This is a genomic window from Legionella quateirensis (assembly GCF_001467955.1).
Lineage (GTDB): Bacteria > Pseudomonadota > Gammaproteobacteria > Legionellales > Legionellaceae > Legionella > Legionella quateirensis.
Genome location: NZ_LNYR01000034.1, coordinates 60,515 through 76,464 on the forward strand (window position 1 = coordinate 60,515; position 15,950 = coordinate 76,464).

Sequence of the window (15,950 nt, forward strand, 5' to 3'; positions counted from 1 at the left end):
AATTTATGTGTTTAGCATTGCCGGCACAAATTACTCAGATTCTTGAAGACGATAGAGCCATTATTAATTTAGGTGGTATCACCAAAGATATTTCAATAGCCCTGGTGAAAGAGATTTGCGTGGGGGATTACGTCATTATTCATGCTGGATATGCATTAACTCGTCTGGATGAACATGAGGCTCAAAAAACCCTGAGTCTCTTTGCTGAAATGCTTAAGGAACAGTGCGTATGAAATACATTGAAGAGTTCCGTAATGCAGATTATGCAAAAGCACTTGCTCATGAAATCGCCGTATTGGCAGACACTGAACGCCAGTATCATTTGATGGAATTTTGTGGTGGTCATACTCATGCAATTCATCGTTATGGCATACCGGATTTATTGCCGGATAATGTTGAACTGATCCATGGCCCCGGTTGTCCGGTCTGTGTGTTACCTATGGCTAGAACCGATAAAGCAATCAGTCTTGCCATGATGCCTAATGTGATCTTGTGCAGTTACGCGGATATGCTGCGCGTTCCTGGCTCGGGTCAACAAAGTCTTTTAACAGCCAAGGCTTCAGGTGCCGATGTTCGGATGATTTATTCTGCAGATGACGCGCTAAGAATAGCTTTGGAAAATCCGCTTAAGGAAGTGGTGTTTTTTGCGATCGGATTTGAAACCACAACACCTCCAACAGCTTTGGTGATTCAGCAGGCAAACCGATTAAAGCTAAACAATTTTAGTGTTTTTTGTAATCATGTGCTTACTCCTGTTGCTATGGACAGTTTGTTGCAATCCAGGGAGGTCAATCTGGATGGTTTTGTGGGGCCAGCGCATGTCAGCATTGTTATAGGAAGCCAACCCTATGAAGCGGTTTGTTCTACTTATAAAAAACCCATTGTCATTTCCGGATTTGAACCCTTGGATGTTCTGCATTCCATTTTGATGTTGCTTCGGCAGCTTAATGAGGGTCGATGTGAGGTGGAAATTCAGTATTCACGTGCAGTGAATCAGTTGGGAAACAGAGTATCTCAACAGATTATGGCGGAGGTTCTCGAATTAAGAGATCGTTTTGAATGGAGAGGCCTGGGCTACATTCCCCAAAGCGCTCTGCAAATAAAAGCTCAGTATGCAGAGTTTGATGCTGAACGACGTTTTGAATTACCTGAATCTGTGGGAGAAGAACACAAGCAATGTCTTTGTGGTGATGTGTTGCGTGGAATAAAAAAGCCTAAGGAGTGTAAATTGTTTGCCAAAGTCTGTATGCCAGAAAATCCGCTGGGTTCTTGCATGGTTTCATCGGAAGGTGCTTGTGCCGCAGTTTATGCGTATGGCCGGGTGAATTCACTATGACAGAAGCAGTGCTTAGCCGAACATATCAAGGTCCCAAATTGAATTTTAAGGACGGTGTAATCAATTTAACTCATGGCAGTGGAGGTCGTGCCATGGCCCAGTTAATTGACCAACTGTTTTTACCTGCTTTTAATAATCAGTGGTTAGATCAAAAAAATGATCAGGCCTGTTTTGCTGTGGCGTCTGGGCGTATGGTGATGAGTACTGATGCGCATGTCATTTCCCCATTGTTTTTCCCCGGGGGCGATATTGGGTCATTATCAGTACACGGTACGATTAATGATATTGCGATGTCGGGGGCAAAACCCTTGTATTTGACTGCCAGTTTTATTTTGGAAGAAGGCTTTCCTCTGGCTGATTTAAAAAAAATTGTGGAATCTATGGCCTCAGCCGCAAAAGAGGGGCAGGTTGCCATTATTGCTGGTGATACCAAAGTCGTTGAGCGAGGAAAAGGGGATGGTGTTTTTATCACTACGACAGGTATTGGGGTACTGCCTGAGGGGATTCATATCTCGGGTGATCGCGCAAGACCGGGTGATCGCGTTATAGTCAGTGGTTATATTGGAGATCATGGTGTTGCCATCATGGCTCATCGAAATAATCTGCAATTTCAAACTCAGGTTCAATCCGATACGGCTTCATTACATGGTTTGGTTTCACAGATGGTACACGCTGTACCGGACATTCATTGTCTGCGAGATCCTACTCGAGGAGGGCTTGCTACAACTTTAAATGAATTGGCACGTCAATCAGGAGCAGGATTTCTTATTGATGAACATAAAATACCCGTTCGTACTGAAGTAGCCAGTGCCTGTGAATTGCTGGGTCTGGATGCGTTATATGTAGCGAATGAAGGAAAACTGGTCGTGGTTTGCTCTGCTGCTGATACCGAATTATTATTGGCTTCAATGCGCTCCCATCCTTTGGGGGCGCATGCTGCAGTCATCGGTGAGGTGATTGAGGATCCTCGGCATTTTGTTCAGTTAAAAACAAAATTAGGGGGGACGAGGATTATAGATTGGTTGATTGGGGAGCAATTACCCAGAATTTGCTAGAACTTCTGTTATTGTACGGTCGCTACATCTTATAAGGATTATCCGGATGCATGATACGAGCAGTTATTTTTTACCCCATACCCGATTGCAAGCGTTATTGGATGCTCTGCAAGGAGCAGGGTATTCCTGTATTGGTCCACAGGTACGCGATCATGCCATAGTGTATGATGTCCTGACACGTGCAGATCAATTGCCCTGGAGTATTCGTGATCATCAAGCTCCCGGAGAATATCGGCTGGAACACATCCCGGAGCGTAAAGCCTTTGCTTTTGCCAACGGCCCTCAAGCCATCAAGCCTGTTTTATTTAAAGCGCAGGAAACGTTATGGACGGTTGTTCGTAATGAAGAGGGGAAATTAAATTTTAAATCACATCATCCTGATGAATTACCTGTCGCGATTATTGGCGCGCGTTCCTGTGATTTAGCGGCAATGCGTATCCAGGACAAAGTATTTGTCGAAAGCAGTAAACCCGATCCACGATACAAGAAGAGACGAGAACACTTATTTGTTGTTGCAGTAAACTGTACGTATTCTTCTTCAAACTGTTTCTGTGTTTCGGCTGGTACCGGACCAGAAGTCAGGGACCCTTTTGATATTCTTATGACCGAAGTGGATGATGGCTTCGTAATTAAAACGGGCAGTGAGCGAGGTCAAGGAATTATTGATGCATTAACCTTAACTAAGGCAAAAAAAGCTCAATGCACGAATGCAGCTGACCATGTTAAACATGCTGGAGAAATGCAAACAAAAAAGATCCCTTTGGATAACCAACGGGCTTTACGTGATTTATTATTTGCCAATTTAAATCATCCTCGTTGGGACGATGTTGCTGAACGCTGCTTGTCTTGTGGTAACTGTACTTCGGTATGTCCAACCTGTTTCTGTCATAGTGAAGTAGAAAAGCCGGCTTTGGATGGTACGAGCAGCGAACATCAGAGAGAGTGGGATTCCTGTTTTACTACCGGTCACAGTAACTTGAATGGAACCGTCATCCGGGATGATACTAAAAAACAATATCGTCAATGGTTAACGCATAAGGTGGGAAGCTGGTTTGATCAATTTGGAACCAGTGGCTGTGTCGGTTGTGGACGATGCGCTACCTGGTGCCCGGTCGGTATAGATATTACTGAAGAACTGGCTGCGATTTCCGGAGAGTCCAATGTGAGGGTTAAAAAAAGTGATTAATACTTGTCCTGATCCTTATTTGCCTTATGAGGTTGAAATTGTAGATAGAGTACAGGAATCAAACTCTATTTTTTCGTTGCACCTGCGTTTTATTGATAATGAGCTTCATAAACTGTACAGCTTTTATCCGGGGCAGTTCAATATGCTTTATCTCTATGGCGTGGGGGAAGTTGCCATATCCATAGTTTCTGATCCCAAGGAAACGAGCGTACTCACCCATACCATACGTGCTGTTGGCCGAGTGACCAGAGCTTTACAGCAATTGCGTGCTGGGGACAGACTAGGCATTCGCGGGCCTTACGGACGCGGCTGGCCTCTTGAACAGGTTAAAGACAAAGATGTGGTTGTCCTGACGGGTGGGTTAGGTTGCGCCCCTTCCATTTCAATTATTAATTATATTTTAGCCAGAAGAAAACAATACGGTCATCTCAGTATTTTGCAGGGTGTGAAGCATAGTGATGACTTTATCTTTCGCAAGCAATACGCCAAATGGCAGAAGTCACCTCACACTGAAGTACATATTGCAGCGGATCAAGCCGGTCCAAAATGGCCATGGAGTGTGGGCTATGTGACTGATATGATAGACAAAATACCGCTTAATCCTGAGCAGACAGTAGCCATGATGTGCGGACCAGAAATGATGATGCATACCGCGATTAGAGTGCTTACCGGAAAAGGACTTTCTGAAGATCAGATTTTTTTGAGTATGGAACGAAATATGGAATGTGGGATTGGGCAATGCGGACATTGTCAATACGGCGGACTTTTTGTATGTAAGGACGGCCCTGTATTTGCTTATTCTCAAATTAAAGCTTTATTTAAAGAACCGGGATTTTAATTTTTTAATCGCCTGAGAACCATATGAAGCCACGTGTAGCTGTACATAAATTTACATCCTGTGATGGATGCCAATTGGCCTTTTTAAATGCAGGAGAAGCGTTGCTTACTCTGGCAGAATTGGTGGATATGGTGCATTTCGCTGAAGCAGGTGCAATAGAAGTTGACGCGACAGTTGATATTGCTTTTGTTGAGGGCAGTATTTCTACGCCACATGAAGAAGAACGGATTAAAAAAATTCGGGAACAAAGCAAATACATTATCACTATAGGCTCTTGCGCTACTACTGGAGGAATCCAGGCCTTACGCAATAGCGCTGATGCAAAAGAATGGATGGCCAGCGTTTACGCATCTCCTGACTACATCAAGACCCTGAGTACCTCCACTGCTATTTCCCAACATGTTCATGTTGATTGGGAATTATGGGGATGTCCGGTGAATGGGAAACAGGTATTAGAGGCCATTCGTTTTCTCCTGTCGAATGCGACCCCGCGGATTAAAAAAGATTCTGAATGCATGGAATGTAAACGCAAGGGCAATGTGTGTGTTTTAATCACTAAAAAACAACCGTGCATGGGACCGGTAACCCAATTAGGGTGTGGCTCGCTTTGTCCTACGCTAGGTCGTGCCTGTTATGCCTGTTATGGTCCTAAAGAAAACGCGAATACGACCTCTTTAGGCACTCGGTTTGAGTCTTGGGGCATCGATAAAGAAGCGGTTGCAAGACAATTTTTACATATTAATAATCAAGCGCCCGCCTTCAATAAGGCAGGCAATTACTTTAAGGGAATTCGGATTATCAATGAGTAATAATATATCGATTAATGTTCCTATTTTGGCACGAGTTGAAGGTGAAGGTGCGCTGGAGTTGCATATTCGAGATAGCGAAATTGAAACATTAAAGTTAAAAATATATGAACCACCACGATTGTTTGAGAAATTTCTGGAAGGACGTAGTTATACTGAGGTATTGGATATTGTCGCCAGGATTTGCGGCATATGCCCTGTTGCCTATCAAATGAGCGCAACTCAGGCTATTGAACAGTGTTTTGCTATACAACCCAGTCCCTGGGTGCGAACCATGCGTCGTTTGTTTTATTGCGGCGAGTGGCTGGAAAGTCATAGCATGCACATTCATTTTTTGGCTTTGCCTGATTTTTTAGGATTTCAATCAGTACCTGAAATGGCAAAACGCTATCCTGAAGAAGTGCGCAGAGGCATGCGCTTGCAGGCTTTTGGCAATGATTTAATCAAATTATTGGGTGGTCGCTCGGTGCATCCGGTTGGCGCGTGTGTCGGTGGCTTTTATAAAGCCCCTCAGCATACAGAAATAAAAATCATGCTGGAAAAAGCCAGAGAGCGAGTGGTAGATTGTGTTGCATTAATTCAATGGCTTGCAACGCTTGGATTGCCCGATAATTCACATGAATTTACTTCGGTGTCCTTGTATCATCCTACGGAATACCCCATGAATGAAGGACGGATAGTTTCTGATCATGGTTTGAATATTCATATTGATGAGTTTAATGCGTACTTTACCGAGAGTCAGGTTCCTTATTCAACTGCCTTACATTGTTTGTTACAGAACAAGCCTTATTTAGTAGGCCCTTTGGCAAGACTTAATAATTGCTTTGGGCATCTTCCAGTCCCTATCCATCTTTTGTTACAGAATCTGAATATTCATTTTCCTTCAAGAAACATGTATCACTGCATTATTGCCCGCGCAGTCGAAATTTATTATGCGGTTCTTGAGTCCATACGTATTTTGGAGCAGTATGAGTTTCCCGAAAATTCATATCCCGAAGTTTTGCCTCAGGCAGGTGAGGGTTTTGGTTGTACGGAGGCACCCAGGGGAATGTTATGGCAGAATTTAAAACTGGATCAACAAGGTAAGGTCAGTTTCGCGCGAATTGTCCCGCCTACCAGTCAAAATCAGGCGCGAATTGAAGAGGATCTGGGAATCTCGTTACGGCAATTTGGTTTGGATAAAGGGGAAGATGAAATAAGGCATTTTAGTGAAATGATAATTCGTAATTACGACCCCTGTATTTCATGTTCCACGCACTTTTTAAAGTTAACCCTTAATAGAACATGAATTATATAAAAGTACTCGGGATTGGCTCACCTTTTGGCGATGATCAGGCAGGTTGCAGGGTGGCTCAACTATTAAAACAGAACGATTTGATACGCCGTAATTGCAGTGCTGTACTTATCGAGGCACATGATAGGCCGGGTGTTCGTTTACTTGAGTTAATGCGTCAGGCGAATAGAGTCTATTTAATTGATGCGATTCAATCAGGGAATCAACCAGGAACTATTCATCGTTTCATGAATGAACAAATTTTCGAGTTAAACTCTATGCTGTCCACTCATGATATGGGAGTCGCTCAGACACTCGCTTTGGGGCGTAGCCTTGAAGAATTGCCTGAGCAGATCATTCTGTATGGGATTGAGATAGGGTCTATTGAATATCATGACGAACTTTCTGAACCTATAGAACGAGCAATTAATGAAACAGCAGTTTTATTGGCAAGGGAACTGTTAAATACGTTCTACATATTTTAGCAGTACTCACAATCTCTTTGTTGTATTGAATAGCAAAGAGATTGTGGATTAGCAGAGTGCGTCGCGATTAATTAGGCTGCGTGCATTTGCATCGAGCATTTCCATTTTCATCACAATAACAACCACATCCATGTCCCGGGCAGTCTATCTCGTCAGAAGCTTTTGTACCTTTACAATCACTTACATTGCAATCATCGGCAAACACCAGGGCAGGGGTAAAGCCTAGAGCTAAAACGAATAACAATGGCCTGATATAAGCGTTCATAATAAATACTCCTTGGGGCAATTAATAAGAAAGAAAATAGATGAAAATACAATTATTCGCTCTCTTAGTTTCTAATTATAGATTGAATTTTGGACACCGTTTAATATATTTCTTGAGAAGCTGATTGCTGATTATTATTTAATATTAATTGCGACTCCTTCGTGTTGATGGCTCCTAAAATTAAACTGAGTGATTGCTTCATCTCCTCTTCTGATTGTGATTTTTTAAATTCATCCATAGATGATAGTAAAACTGAGAGAGGATATGCTTCTCGCAATGCCGGCATAATGTACGTTTCTTCATCAAACAAATGCTGTAAATAATGAGAAATAAATTCATTGAACGCGAGGTAAAAATTATTGCCCAACTCATCGCAAATGGATTGTTCCTGACATTCGCATGTTATTCGCAACATCTGTTCCAGCCTCTGAAGATCTGCTTCTAAATGTTCATGATCCTGTTCAATAGATGGAGCTATTTTTTTTTCAATCAGGAGCGGAAGAATATAGGTATCTTCATTTAATGAGTGATTTTTTAGTAAACTCATCAAATCGGAGAATTTCTTAATGAAGGTCTCCCTTTTATCGATATCAAAAAAGTCGGTCTGTCCGGCGAGTACAGCCGTATCGAATAGACTTTTTCTAATGGCCTTATGAATTATGGTATAAAAGCTGAATTTTGGCGTAACCGATCCTAAAGAATAATTATTTATAATCCATGCAACCAAGGTAAAACCAATTTCGTGAGGGTAGTCCTCTGCGTGATTATAGACACCTTTACCTAAATAGCAGGGCGTTACAGCACAGGCTTGTTGTACGAATTGGTCAACTGCTTCTTTAGTGAAAAAGGCCGCAGGGTCGGTATAAAAAAATAATTGCGGGATGGTTGTTTTTTTCATCCAGGAGAAATTAGTGTCTACAAGCGTCACGACATCTGCTGGATTATGTGCTATCGGTAATTCCTGAGGCGCTCTCCAGGCAGCTTTCCGTCGTTCTATTGCTTGAAAAGGATTGATGTAATGTGCGTTCTCCTCAGGAGAAAGTGCTCGCATTGATGCATTTATAAAAATCTGTTCGAGAAACATATTTTGATTTACGATGAGCTCCCATCCTTCAGGAGATCTAAATTTCTTAAAGAGATCCTGAGCTGCGGAGTTATTTGGATTGAAATCCTCCCAATGGTTCCAGGCGCCCAACATAGGTTCCAGGTAGCTTAAACCTCTAATATTGTGTTCGTGTGTTTTGGCGTAAGCAATTCCAAGTGATGCTCCCCAGCTGTGCCCTACAATCAAAATGTCTTTTAAATCGAGCTGTTCAATAAATTCGGTCAGATAGGCTAAATGATCTTCAACACGAAATTCTATATCGGGTGAATCCGAATTCCCGTGACCGATAAGATCAAGTGCTATGCATCGGCCATAAGCTTTTAGATGGGGAATAATGTTTCGCCACATGTACGATGAAGATGGCATACCATGAAGGAACAGGATGGGTTTCCCTTCGCCTTCTTCAATATAATGTAAATTTGCCCCTTTAATACTAATAAATCGGGATTGAAATGGGTAGTCTGCATTAATAAATTGATGGTTGTGCATCATGTAAGGTCTCCATAGAGTTTAGTAGTATGAATCAGAGAGTTAATGATGCGATAATTGAGCTCATTCTTATTGTAAAAATCCGACAGATTAATTTCTTATAAAATATGGCTTGATCCTGTAGGTATTAAGAAATCAATTGAGAAGCGTGTTAATTAACTCGGGACTTCGTTGGCGGATTTATGAGCAGAGCGTTATAATAAGCAGGGTAACAGTTTTTTTAAACAGGTTTAACTCAAGAGTTTCTGATGCAAGTATTACCCATATCCGATATTTTAAATCCCGTGTTGTCTTCTCTTATAAAAAGTATTGGGATTGATTCCCAAGAAGAACAGACAAACAACCAACCCTATAGGGTTATGCCTGATTGTTATGTGGTCATGGGCTTTCAATATACGGGTTCATTGTTATTGCTCCAGGAGCATCAGCACATTGAACTGGGACGATGTGGAATCAGTGGACTGCAAACAAAATATAAAGATTTTAAATACTCAACCAGTGATACCAAAACCCTTTTAATCACTTTTTATCCCTGGGCTGTCCCTGTTCTCTTTAATGAATCTGCAAGCGCATTGACAAATCAGGCGCTTAACTTATCCGATATTTTCGGTAAAACCCTTCAAGACATTCTTGAAGAGCAGCTTTTATCTGTGCAAACTGTAGAAGATATTGTGCCGACACTGGAGGCATTTTTTAGTGGTTTAAATACCAATAAAGGTAAACGTGTCGATGAGCACTTTATGCAGCAAATTAAACAAATAATGAATCTTGGTGTGCCTAGTAGCGTGAATCATATAGCGTCGGATTTTGGCTACACCAATAGAACTCTGGAAAGACGCTTTAAGGATTATGTTGGTATCAGCCCACAAAAATTTTTGCTCCTGAAGCGATTTCAAAATACTTTAATGCATATACGGAATGGGATGGATTGGGAGGCAATTATGGAGATTAACAATTATTATGACCAGGCCCACCTTATTCATGAATATAAGGCTTTTTCAGGATTAACTCCCTCCCAAAGTAATAACTGATCACATTGAGCCGCATGTTCATTAAATCTTGGCAGTGAGTGAGTACTCCCATCATTGTTTTACCCGCTAATCGATGTGAGGCTCAGTTCTGGATTTAATCTTATAAAAAATACAATAAAGGGTCGGTACTAAAAACATAGTCAGTATGGTCCCGAAAGTTAAACCAAATATGATGGTTACAGCTAAAGAAACCCAAAATACATCTTGCAAAAGGGGTATTACGCCAAGTATGGTCGTTAACGCGGCATTAACCACTGGCGATAAGCGACTTATTCCTGCCTGAATTACTGCATCATAGGGCTTCATTCCTTGATCTAAATTGATATTGACCTGATCAAGCAATACCACTGAATTTTTAATCATCATCCCTGACAAACTCATGGCTCCCAGCAATGCAATAAATCCAAAGGATACCCCGGTAATTAATAAACCGGATGTAATACCTATCATGGCAAAAGGAATAACAGCGATGATGATAAGCATGGGCCTATAGGCATTAAATAATATGACTATGATGAGTAGCATGATAATAACGGATGGAAATAATCCCGGCTTTAATGCTTCGGCTGATTCCTTACTGCTTTTATATTCGCCATCCCACGTTAACGTATAACCTGGAGGAAGTTTGATTTGTTCAAATTGAGGGAGGATAGTTTCTCTCAGTGTGTTTGCGGTAACTCCGTTTGGAGAGCATTGTACGGTAACGGCTCTTTTTCGATCCCAACGCCAGATAATGGGATCTGTCCATTCCAGTTTAATACCGTCTGTTACTTGTGATACGGGTACTGTTTTGGTACTTACCTGAGAGTTAATTTGTAACAGAGGAAGATCAATTGCTGCTGTATCCCGTTCAGACTGTGGTTGGCGCAATAATATGGGAATTAAATCGTCCTGTTCACGATAGAGACCTACAACAATACCATCACTGGCTCTGGAAAGTGTTTGTGCCAAATCCAGCCGTGAAATATTGGCCCAGCGTGCACGTTCCTGTTGATATAACGGGACAATTTGCAGTACACGTTCCCGCCAATCTGTTCTTACATCTATGGTATTGGGATTGGCTTTTAAAATGGCTACGGCTTCATCAGCCAGCTTCCGCAAAACAGCGGGGGAAGCATTTGCCGGTCCGCTAAATCGTGCAGCTATTTTCCAGTTATTAAAAGCTCCAACAGCATATTTTCTTACTCTGACCATGGATTGTGGAAAGGTTGTTTTATTCCACGCTGGCAGGGTAGTTACCAGTTTGTCTACTTCAGCCATGTTTTTTACGTTGACAATGAGTTGAGCATAAGATGAATAGGGGAACTCAGATTCAACTGGCAGGTAAAAACGAGGTGGTCCTTGACCGATAAAAGTACTGACACTAGCCACTCCCGGATCAGATAATAGTTTTTTTTCCAGTTTCTGAACATCTGATGAAACTGCCTGGATTCGCGTGCCTTCTGGGGCCCAATAATCAATCATTACTTGTAGACGCGATGAGTCTGGAAAATAGGTAATAGGGACGTATTTAAATCCGATAATTGAAATGACTAATAAAGCACACATCGATAATGTAAAAGTCACACGGTAATGAACAGCGGATTGAAGTAGTTTTTTGTAGGATTTATAAAATCTGCTGTTGTATTCATTATCGGAGTTTAATTGTTCTTTTGGCGGAGTAATGAATAATAGACACAGGAGCGGGGTTGCTGTTTGTGAGAGTACCCAACTGAAAATTAATGCAACAGCAATAACCGTAAATAAACTGCCTGCATATTCTCCAGTGTCATAGCTGGAGGAAAAAATGGGATAAAACGCCATACAGGCAACAACAGTTGCACCTAAAAGAGGCCATGCTGAAATTTGAGCAGCATTTACTGCTGCTTGTTCTTTTTCTTCACCCTGTTTCAAGCGGCTTATATAACCATCGACTACAACTATGGCATTATCAACCATCATACCCATGGCAATGATCAACGCTCCCAAGGATACACGCTGCAGATCAATGGCCAGGATCTGCATCACAATGAACGTGCCTAATATCGCTAAAATCAACCCTGAAATTCCGATAATCATCCCTGCTCTGAGTCCCATGGTGAACGCCAGAACAAGCAGCACAATGATAATTGCCTCAAGCAGATTAATGAGAAAGGCATTGATAGATTCTGCAACAATGTCGGATTGCCATGAAATTTTGTGGACTTCTATTCCTCTGGGCATGTGTGCTTGCAGAGCATCAATTTTTTTATTGATTTCCTTACCCACTTGAATGGCATTTACTCCTGGTAATGGTGCCAAAGCAATACCAATAGCGGGTAACCCATTATATCGCATCAGTTGTTGTGGTGGGTCGATGTACCCTTCTTTGACAACAGCAAAATCACGAATTCTGATGATTTCATCACTTTTTTGAGTGGTATGAGCTTTTAATTGAGGAATTATGGACAGATCCTCAATAGCATCTACGGTAGAAAATTCACCTGTTGGTACTATTCTCATGCGTTGATACTGATAATCTACCTGACCTGAATCGACGACCTGGTTTTGTAGTTTTAATGTTCTCTCCAGATCTGCAATGGTTATTCCTAATTGGGAAAACTGGGTATTTGATATATCAAGATAGACTCTTTTTTGTTGAACTCCCCATAAGTCAACTCGTGCAACACCTTTAACTACACTTAATTCTTTTTGAAGCGCTTTGGTGAGTTGTTCTAATTGAGCGTAACTGTATCCATCTGAAGTAACTGCCAGTAAAAAACCAAATACATAACCGAAATCATCACCAACAATGGGTGTTTCAGCGCCAGGAGGTAACCGATCTTTGATGTCATCAATTTTTTTTCTCATGGTATCCCAGACCTGTGGCAAGCGGTCTGACCAGTATTCATTTTTTATATTGACTTTGATGATGGATAATCCGGCTCTTGATATGGAAGAAATGTCCTTAACCTCAGACATTTCCTGAATTTTTTTTTCAATAAGATCAGTAACTTCCAGTTCTACTTGTTCTGCATTTGCACCAGGGTAATGTGTGGTAATAGTTGCTGTTTTTACCGTGAATTCCGGGTCTTCCAGACGACCCAGATTAAAAAAGCAGATAATCCCTGAAATGGTTAATAAAAGTATAATAAAAGAAGTTACAACTCGATTTTTAATGGCATAACCCGCGAGTGAAAACATATTTTAATTACCCGGTTGATTTAAAATGGTGACTTTTTCACCCTCATCCAGACTATGTACGCCTGCTGTTACCACCCAATCATCAGGATTTAATCCACTGAGTACAGTGACTCCAGTTGGACTTAGTTCGCCTATTTGAACCTGTCGCCTGTGCACCTGAAAGGTTTTACTGTCAATTATCCAGACATAGCTATTGTTATCAGAGCCTAGAGTAACCAATGCCGAAACTGGAACTGTAATGGTATTGTTTGTTGCTGATTTATATTCAACACTACCCGTTGCTTTACCTGCCATCCCGGGCAATATTTCTATGTCTTTAGGTTGTTTCATGGCCAATGTAACTGGGTAGGTTCGCGTATCTGGGGAGGCCTCATTACTGATTTCTTTAATTTGAGCGGGGATCATATGTGTTGGAAATGCATCAAATTGAACGACTATATTTTGCACTTGAGGAATCAGGCTTATTAAATTTTCCGGTATCTGGATAACCATCTCAATCTCGGATGTATCAAGAAGTCGTGCTATTGCTTGCTGGGTGGATACACTCTGATAATTTTCAACGTATAAGTTGGCAATTTTTCCATTGAACGGTGCTTTAATTATCGTGTCCCTCAGGGCTTTTTCTGCCAGATCCAGGTTTGCTTGAGCAATGGCTAATTTGGATTCAAGCAAATCATAATCTACTTGAGAAATATTACCTTTTTTAATGAGTTGTTTTGCGCGCAGGAAATTTTTTTCATCTCGCATAAACTCAGCCTTGGCGGAGTTCAGTTTGACCTCAAATTCTTTAGGATCAAGTCGAGCTATTAAGGCATCTGTTTTTACTTTGTCACCGACATGTACTGGTAATTCAATTAATGTTCCACTGACATTAAACGCTAAATTGACTTCCTGAGTAGCTGTAGCTCTGCCTGGAAAAGAGCGTCCGTTAAAATTTTTGGAACTGCCTACCTGAAGTGCCTGTACAGGTCTGGCTTGAGTTATCTCATTTTTTTTTGTTGTATCACTACATGAGATGAGGAGACTTCCTGTAATCAGGCATAAACAGTAAAAACTGATTGCAGAAACAGAAGTTATATTCATAACAATCATCCTTTGATTTTCAAGTGATCGGCAACATAACGTCCAACCAGTTGTCCAATAATTACCGCCAGGTAACATTGTCCAGTGAATGCTTCGAGCCAAACAACCGTTTGCGCTACAGGTTTAAGCGGTACTATTTCACCGAATCCAACAGTGGTTAGAGAGATGAAAGAAAAATACATGGCCTGCGCCTCATGTTGTGTTTGTAATCCAGAAAAAGACATTGGACTAACCCATTCAATGAATAGATAAATATATGCAAAAACAAAGCCAATAAATAAATAGGTTGATAAAGAACCAAACAAAGTGGTTACACTAATGGTTTTATCCTGTAAGGTAAAATAAAGACAGAAGGAGGTCATCAGAATAAAAAAAGCAATAATGACTAACAACTTTAATGCATAAATTGTCGCCTGATCCCAGTACAGTGACAATAAGAATAATAGAATCTCTGCTGAAACAAGCCAACTAATGAGCATGATCAACGTGTTGTTTTTTTGACCGATAATTAAGAGACTTGAAGCAATCAAGATTGCAAAAACAATATCTGTTCTATCAAACCAACCTAGTTGTGAATTCACTGCTTTAAATAAACAAAATAAGATCAATATGATAAATAAGGCGAGAAATCGATAGCGTGACAGTAGGTTAATCATGTCGTTCCTTGACTTGATAAATCAAATTCTATATTAAAAACTCTACAACCATAAGTAGATAGTAGTCAAATTAACCCACAATATGAAATCCACAATCTAGGTATAGGGTATCGCCAGTCATATTTTTAGAATAATGGCTGGCAAGAAAAACCAACATGGCTCCAACATCATTGATATCAATAAGGGTTTTTAAAGGGGATTTTTCTTTTGCATGTTCTATTGAATGGTATTATTACCAAAGAATATGAATTTGAAAAAAAAGAGAGCGCACGGAATTTATTTATTGAGTTAATGGGATTATTTAAGAATTTAAATTATTCGCCACTCGATTCTGATAATTACACCAATTACTACAGGCAAATTTTTGAGTTAACTAAATTGACCGATTGAATTTGGATATTAATTGAAAAAAAACACTGAATAATAGAGTGTGTTGACAATTCATCACATTATTCTCAACGTCCCGCGACTTGTTCCTGAAAGCTCCTCTTTTTTATATGCCCCCTTCACATGCCATACCTGTCAATCCCTGCGATCTCCCTCACTCTTAGCAATTTCCCATCACCCTCCGCAATTTCCCGTCACCCTCAGCAATTTCCCATCACTCTCCGCAATTTCCCGTCACCCTCGGCAATTTCCCATCACTCTCCGCAATTTCCCGTCACCCTCCGCAATTTCCCATCACCCTCCGCAATTACTCGTCACCTTCTACAATTTCCCGTCACCCTCCGCGAAGGCGGAGGGTCCATAAATGGTAAGTCAGATACCGAAAATCCATAACACACTTTTATATCAGTACATTGCAACTTATAAAAAAAAGGAATGTTATATTCTCAAGTCTCATCAAAAGGCTTGGGGAACACACGAATAATGCTGTAATGAAAATCACAGACAAAATGATAACGAATGGACCCTCCGCCTTCTGTATAGCAGCGGGAGATGGGTAACACTTGGAACGGCAGATAGGTAACACTTAAAATGGCAAAATCATAACTTATAAGGGGATGATTTTGCCATGGAGTGAGGAAAGTGTTATGTCTCAACGACAACGATTAATAGACCAACTATTACTACCTAATGCCAATGTCAGTGAACTCTGTAAATCCTTTAACGTTAGTCGAAAAACGGCCTACAAATGGTTATCTCGATACCGTTTAGGAGGTTTTTCCGCATTGAGCAA

General features: G+C 41.0%; 16 protein-coding genes. 10 read left to right on the forward strand and 6 right to left on the reverse strand.

The genetic code is table 11. From position 1 onward, the window contains the following. Positions 1 to 5 precede the first annotated feature (5 nt). From Lqua_RS11735 to Lqua_RS11770, 8 genes are read left to right on the forward strand one after another with little or no spacing between them, the layout of a single operon-like run. Positions 6 to 233: a HypC/HybG/HupF family hydrogenase formation chaperone gene (locus Lqua_RS11735; RefSeq protein WP_058474476.1), complete on the forward strand. Its 228-nt coding sequence runs from the start codon at positions 6 to 8 to the stop codon at positions 231 to 233. After that, the gene (hypD, locus tag Lqua_RS11740; RefSeq protein WP_058474477.1) at positions 230 to 1,336 is read left to right on the forward strand and encodes a hydrogenase formation protein HypD; all 1,107 of its coding nucleotides are present in this window, start codon (positions 230 to 232) and stop codon (positions 1,334 to 1,336) included. The genes Lqua_RS11735 and hypD overlap by 4 nt, the downstream gene beginning before the upstream one ends. After that, complete coding sequence (gene hypE, locus Lqua_RS11745) at positions 1,333 to 2,391, forward strand: hydrogenase expression/formation protein HypE (protein ID WP_058474478.1); 1,059 nt, start codon at positions 1,333 to 1,335, stop codon at positions 2,389 to 2,391. The genes hypD and hypE overlap by 4 nt, the downstream gene beginning before the upstream one ends. A 46-nt stretch (positions 2,392 to 2,437) precedes the next feature. Beyond that, on the forward strand, positions 2,438 to 3,577 hold the full coding sequence (locus Lqua_RS11750; protein WP_058474479.1) for a 4Fe-4S dicluster domain-containing protein: 1,140 nt from the start codon (positions 2,438 to 2,440) through the stop codon (positions 3,575 to 3,577). Further along, complete coding sequence (locus tag Lqua_RS11755) at positions 3,570 to 4,415, forward strand: FAD/NAD(P)-binding protein (RefSeq protein WP_058474480.1); 846 nt, start codon at positions 3,570 to 3,572, stop codon at positions 4,413 to 4,415. Before Lqua_RS11750 ends, Lqua_RS11755 begins: the two co-directional genes overlap by 8 nt. Positions 4,416 to 4,438: 23 nt before the next feature. Further along, complete coding sequence (locus Lqua_RS11760) at positions 4,439 to 5,224, forward strand: NADH-quinone oxidoreductase subunit B family protein (protein WP_058474481.1); 786 nt, start codon at positions 4,439 to 4,441, stop codon at positions 5,222 to 5,224. Continuing rightward, on the forward strand, positions 5,217 to 6,509 hold the full coding sequence (locus Lqua_RS11765) for a Ni/Fe hydrogenase subunit alpha (protein WP_058474482.1): 1,293 nt from the start codon (positions 5,217 to 5,219) through the stop codon (positions 6,507 to 6,509). The genes Lqua_RS11760 and Lqua_RS11765 overlap by 8 nt, the downstream gene beginning before the upstream one ends. After that, positions 6,506 to 6,979, forward strand: coding sequence for a hydrogenase maturation protease (locus Lqua_RS11770; protein WP_058474483.1), 474 nt, complete (start codon positions 6,506 to 6,508; stop codon positions 6,977 to 6,979). Before Lqua_RS11765 ends, Lqua_RS11770 begins: the two co-directional genes overlap by 4 nt. 67 nt (positions 6,980 to 7,046) lie before the next feature. On the opposite strand, the gene Lqua_RS11775 is transcribed toward Lqua_RS11770, so the two are convergent. Together Lqua_RS11775 and Lqua_RS11780 are read right to left on the reverse strand one after the other, a co-directional pair. Then, positions 7,047 to 7,244, reverse strand: a complete 198-nt coding sequence (locus Lqua_RS11775; RefSeq protein ID WP_058474484.1) for a hypothetical protein — start codon at positions 7,242 to 7,244, stop codon at positions 7,047 to 7,049. A gap of 100 nt (positions 7,245 to 7,344) precedes the next feature. Continuing rightward, complete coding sequence (locus tag Lqua_RS11780) at positions 7,345 to 8,841, reverse strand: haloalkane dehalogenase (RefSeq protein WP_058474485.1); 1,497 nt, start codon at positions 8,839 to 8,841, stop codon at positions 7,345 to 7,347. Between the two features lie 245 nt (positions 8,842 to 9,086). Between Lqua_RS11780 and Lqua_RS11785 the strand changes: the two genes are divergently transcribed. Then, positions 9,087 to 9,869: a helix-turn-helix domain-containing protein gene (locus Lqua_RS11785; protein WP_058474486.1), complete on the forward strand. Its 783-nt coding sequence runs from the start codon at positions 9,087 to 9,089 to the stop codon at positions 9,867 to 9,869. A gap of 66 nt (positions 9,870 to 9,935) precedes the next feature. On the opposite strand, the gene Lqua_RS11790 is transcribed toward Lqua_RS11785, so the two are convergent. The 4 genes from Lqua_RS11790 to Lqua_RS17980 all read right to left on the reverse strand — a co-directional run bounded on the left by Lqua_RS11790 (position 9,936) and on the right by Lqua_RS17980 (position 14,990). Beyond that, entirely contained in the window at positions 9,936 to 13,031 is a 3,096-nt protein-coding gene (locus Lqua_RS11790) for an efflux RND transporter permease subunit (protein WP_058474487.1), read from the reverse strand. A gap of 3 nt (positions 13,032 to 13,034) precedes the next feature. Beyond that, positions 13,035 to 14,114 carry an efflux RND transporter periplasmic adaptor subunit gene (locus tag Lqua_RS11795; RefSeq protein ID WP_058474488.1) on the reverse strand — a complete coding sequence of 360 codons (1,080 nt, stop codon included), beginning with the start codon at positions 14,112 to 14,114 and terminating at the stop codon, positions 13,035 to 13,037. Positions 14,115 to 14,119: 5 nt separating this feature from the next. Further along, a complete protein-coding gene (locus tag Lqua_RS11800; RefSeq protein ID WP_058474489.1) occupies positions 14,120 to 14,770 on the reverse strand; it encodes an ion channel in 651 nt (216 codons plus the stop codon). A gap of 70 nt (positions 14,771 to 14,840) precedes the next feature. After that, positions 14,841 to 14,990, reverse strand: a complete 150-nt coding sequence (locus Lqua_RS17980) for an SDR family oxidoreductase (protein WP_083501323.1) — start codon at positions 14,988 to 14,990, stop codon at positions 14,841 to 14,843. 814 nt (positions 14,991 to 15,804) lie between these two features. On the opposite strand from Lqua_RS17980, the gene Lqua_RS19040 reads away from it, so the two are divergent. Further along, on the forward strand, positions 15,805 to 15,950 hold a 146-nt coding region (locus Lqua_RS19040; RefSeq protein ID WP_420798066.1), incomplete at its 3' end, for a helix-turn-helix domain-containing protein.

Excerpts from the sequence above, each read along its gene's own strand:
- Lqua_RS11765 (WP_058474482.1), top strand. The coding sequence starts at position 5,217 with ATGAGTAATAATATATCGATTAATGTTCCTATTTTGGCACGAGTTGAA.
- hypE (WP_058474478.1), top strand. The coding sequence starts at position 1,333 with ATGACAGAAGCAGTGCTTAGCCGAACATATCAAGGTCCCAAATTGAAT.
- Lqua_RS11735 (WP_058474476.1), top strand. The coding sequence starts at position 6 with ATGTGTTTAGCATTGCCGGCACAAATTACTCAGATTCTTGAAGACGAT.
- Lqua_RS11790 (WP_058474487.1), bottom strand. The coding sequence starts at position 13,031 with ATGTTTTCACTCGCGGGTTATGCCATTAAAAATCGAGTTGTAACTTCT.
- Lqua_RS11760 (WP_058474481.1), top strand. The coding sequence starts at position 4,439 with ATGAAGCCACGTGTAGCTGTACATAAATTTACATCCTGTGATGGATGC.
- Lqua_RS11785 (WP_058474486.1), top strand. The coding sequence starts at position 9,087 with ATGCAAGTATTACCCATATCCGATATTTTAAATCCCGTGTTGTCTTCT.
- Lqua_RS11770 (WP_058474483.1), top strand. The coding sequence starts at position 6,506 with ATGAATTATATAAAAGTACTCGGGATTGGCTCACCTTTTGGCGATGAT.
- hypD (WP_058474477.1), top strand. The coding sequence starts at position 230 with ATGAAATACATTGAAGAGTTCCGTAATGCAGATTATGCAAAAGCACTT.
- Lqua_RS11750 (WP_058474479.1), top strand. The coding sequence starts at position 2,438 with ATGCATGATACGAGCAGTTATTTTTTACCCCATACCCGATTGCAAGCG.
- Lqua_RS11795 (WP_058474488.1), bottom strand. The coding sequence starts at position 14,114 with ATGAATATAACTTCTGTTTCTGCAATCAGTTTTTACTGTTTATGCCTG.
- Lqua_RS11775 (WP_058474484.1), bottom strand. The coding sequence starts at position 7,244 with ATGAACGCTTATATCAGGCCATTGTTATTCGTTTTAGCTCTAGGCTTT.
- Lqua_RS11780 (WP_058474485.1), bottom strand. The coding sequence starts at position 8,841 with ATGATGCACAACCATCAATTTATTAATGCAGACTACCCATTTCAATCC.
- Lqua_RS11800 (WP_058474489.1), bottom strand. The coding sequence starts at position 14,770 with ATGATTAACCTACTGTCACGCTATCGATTTCTCGCCTTATTTATCATA.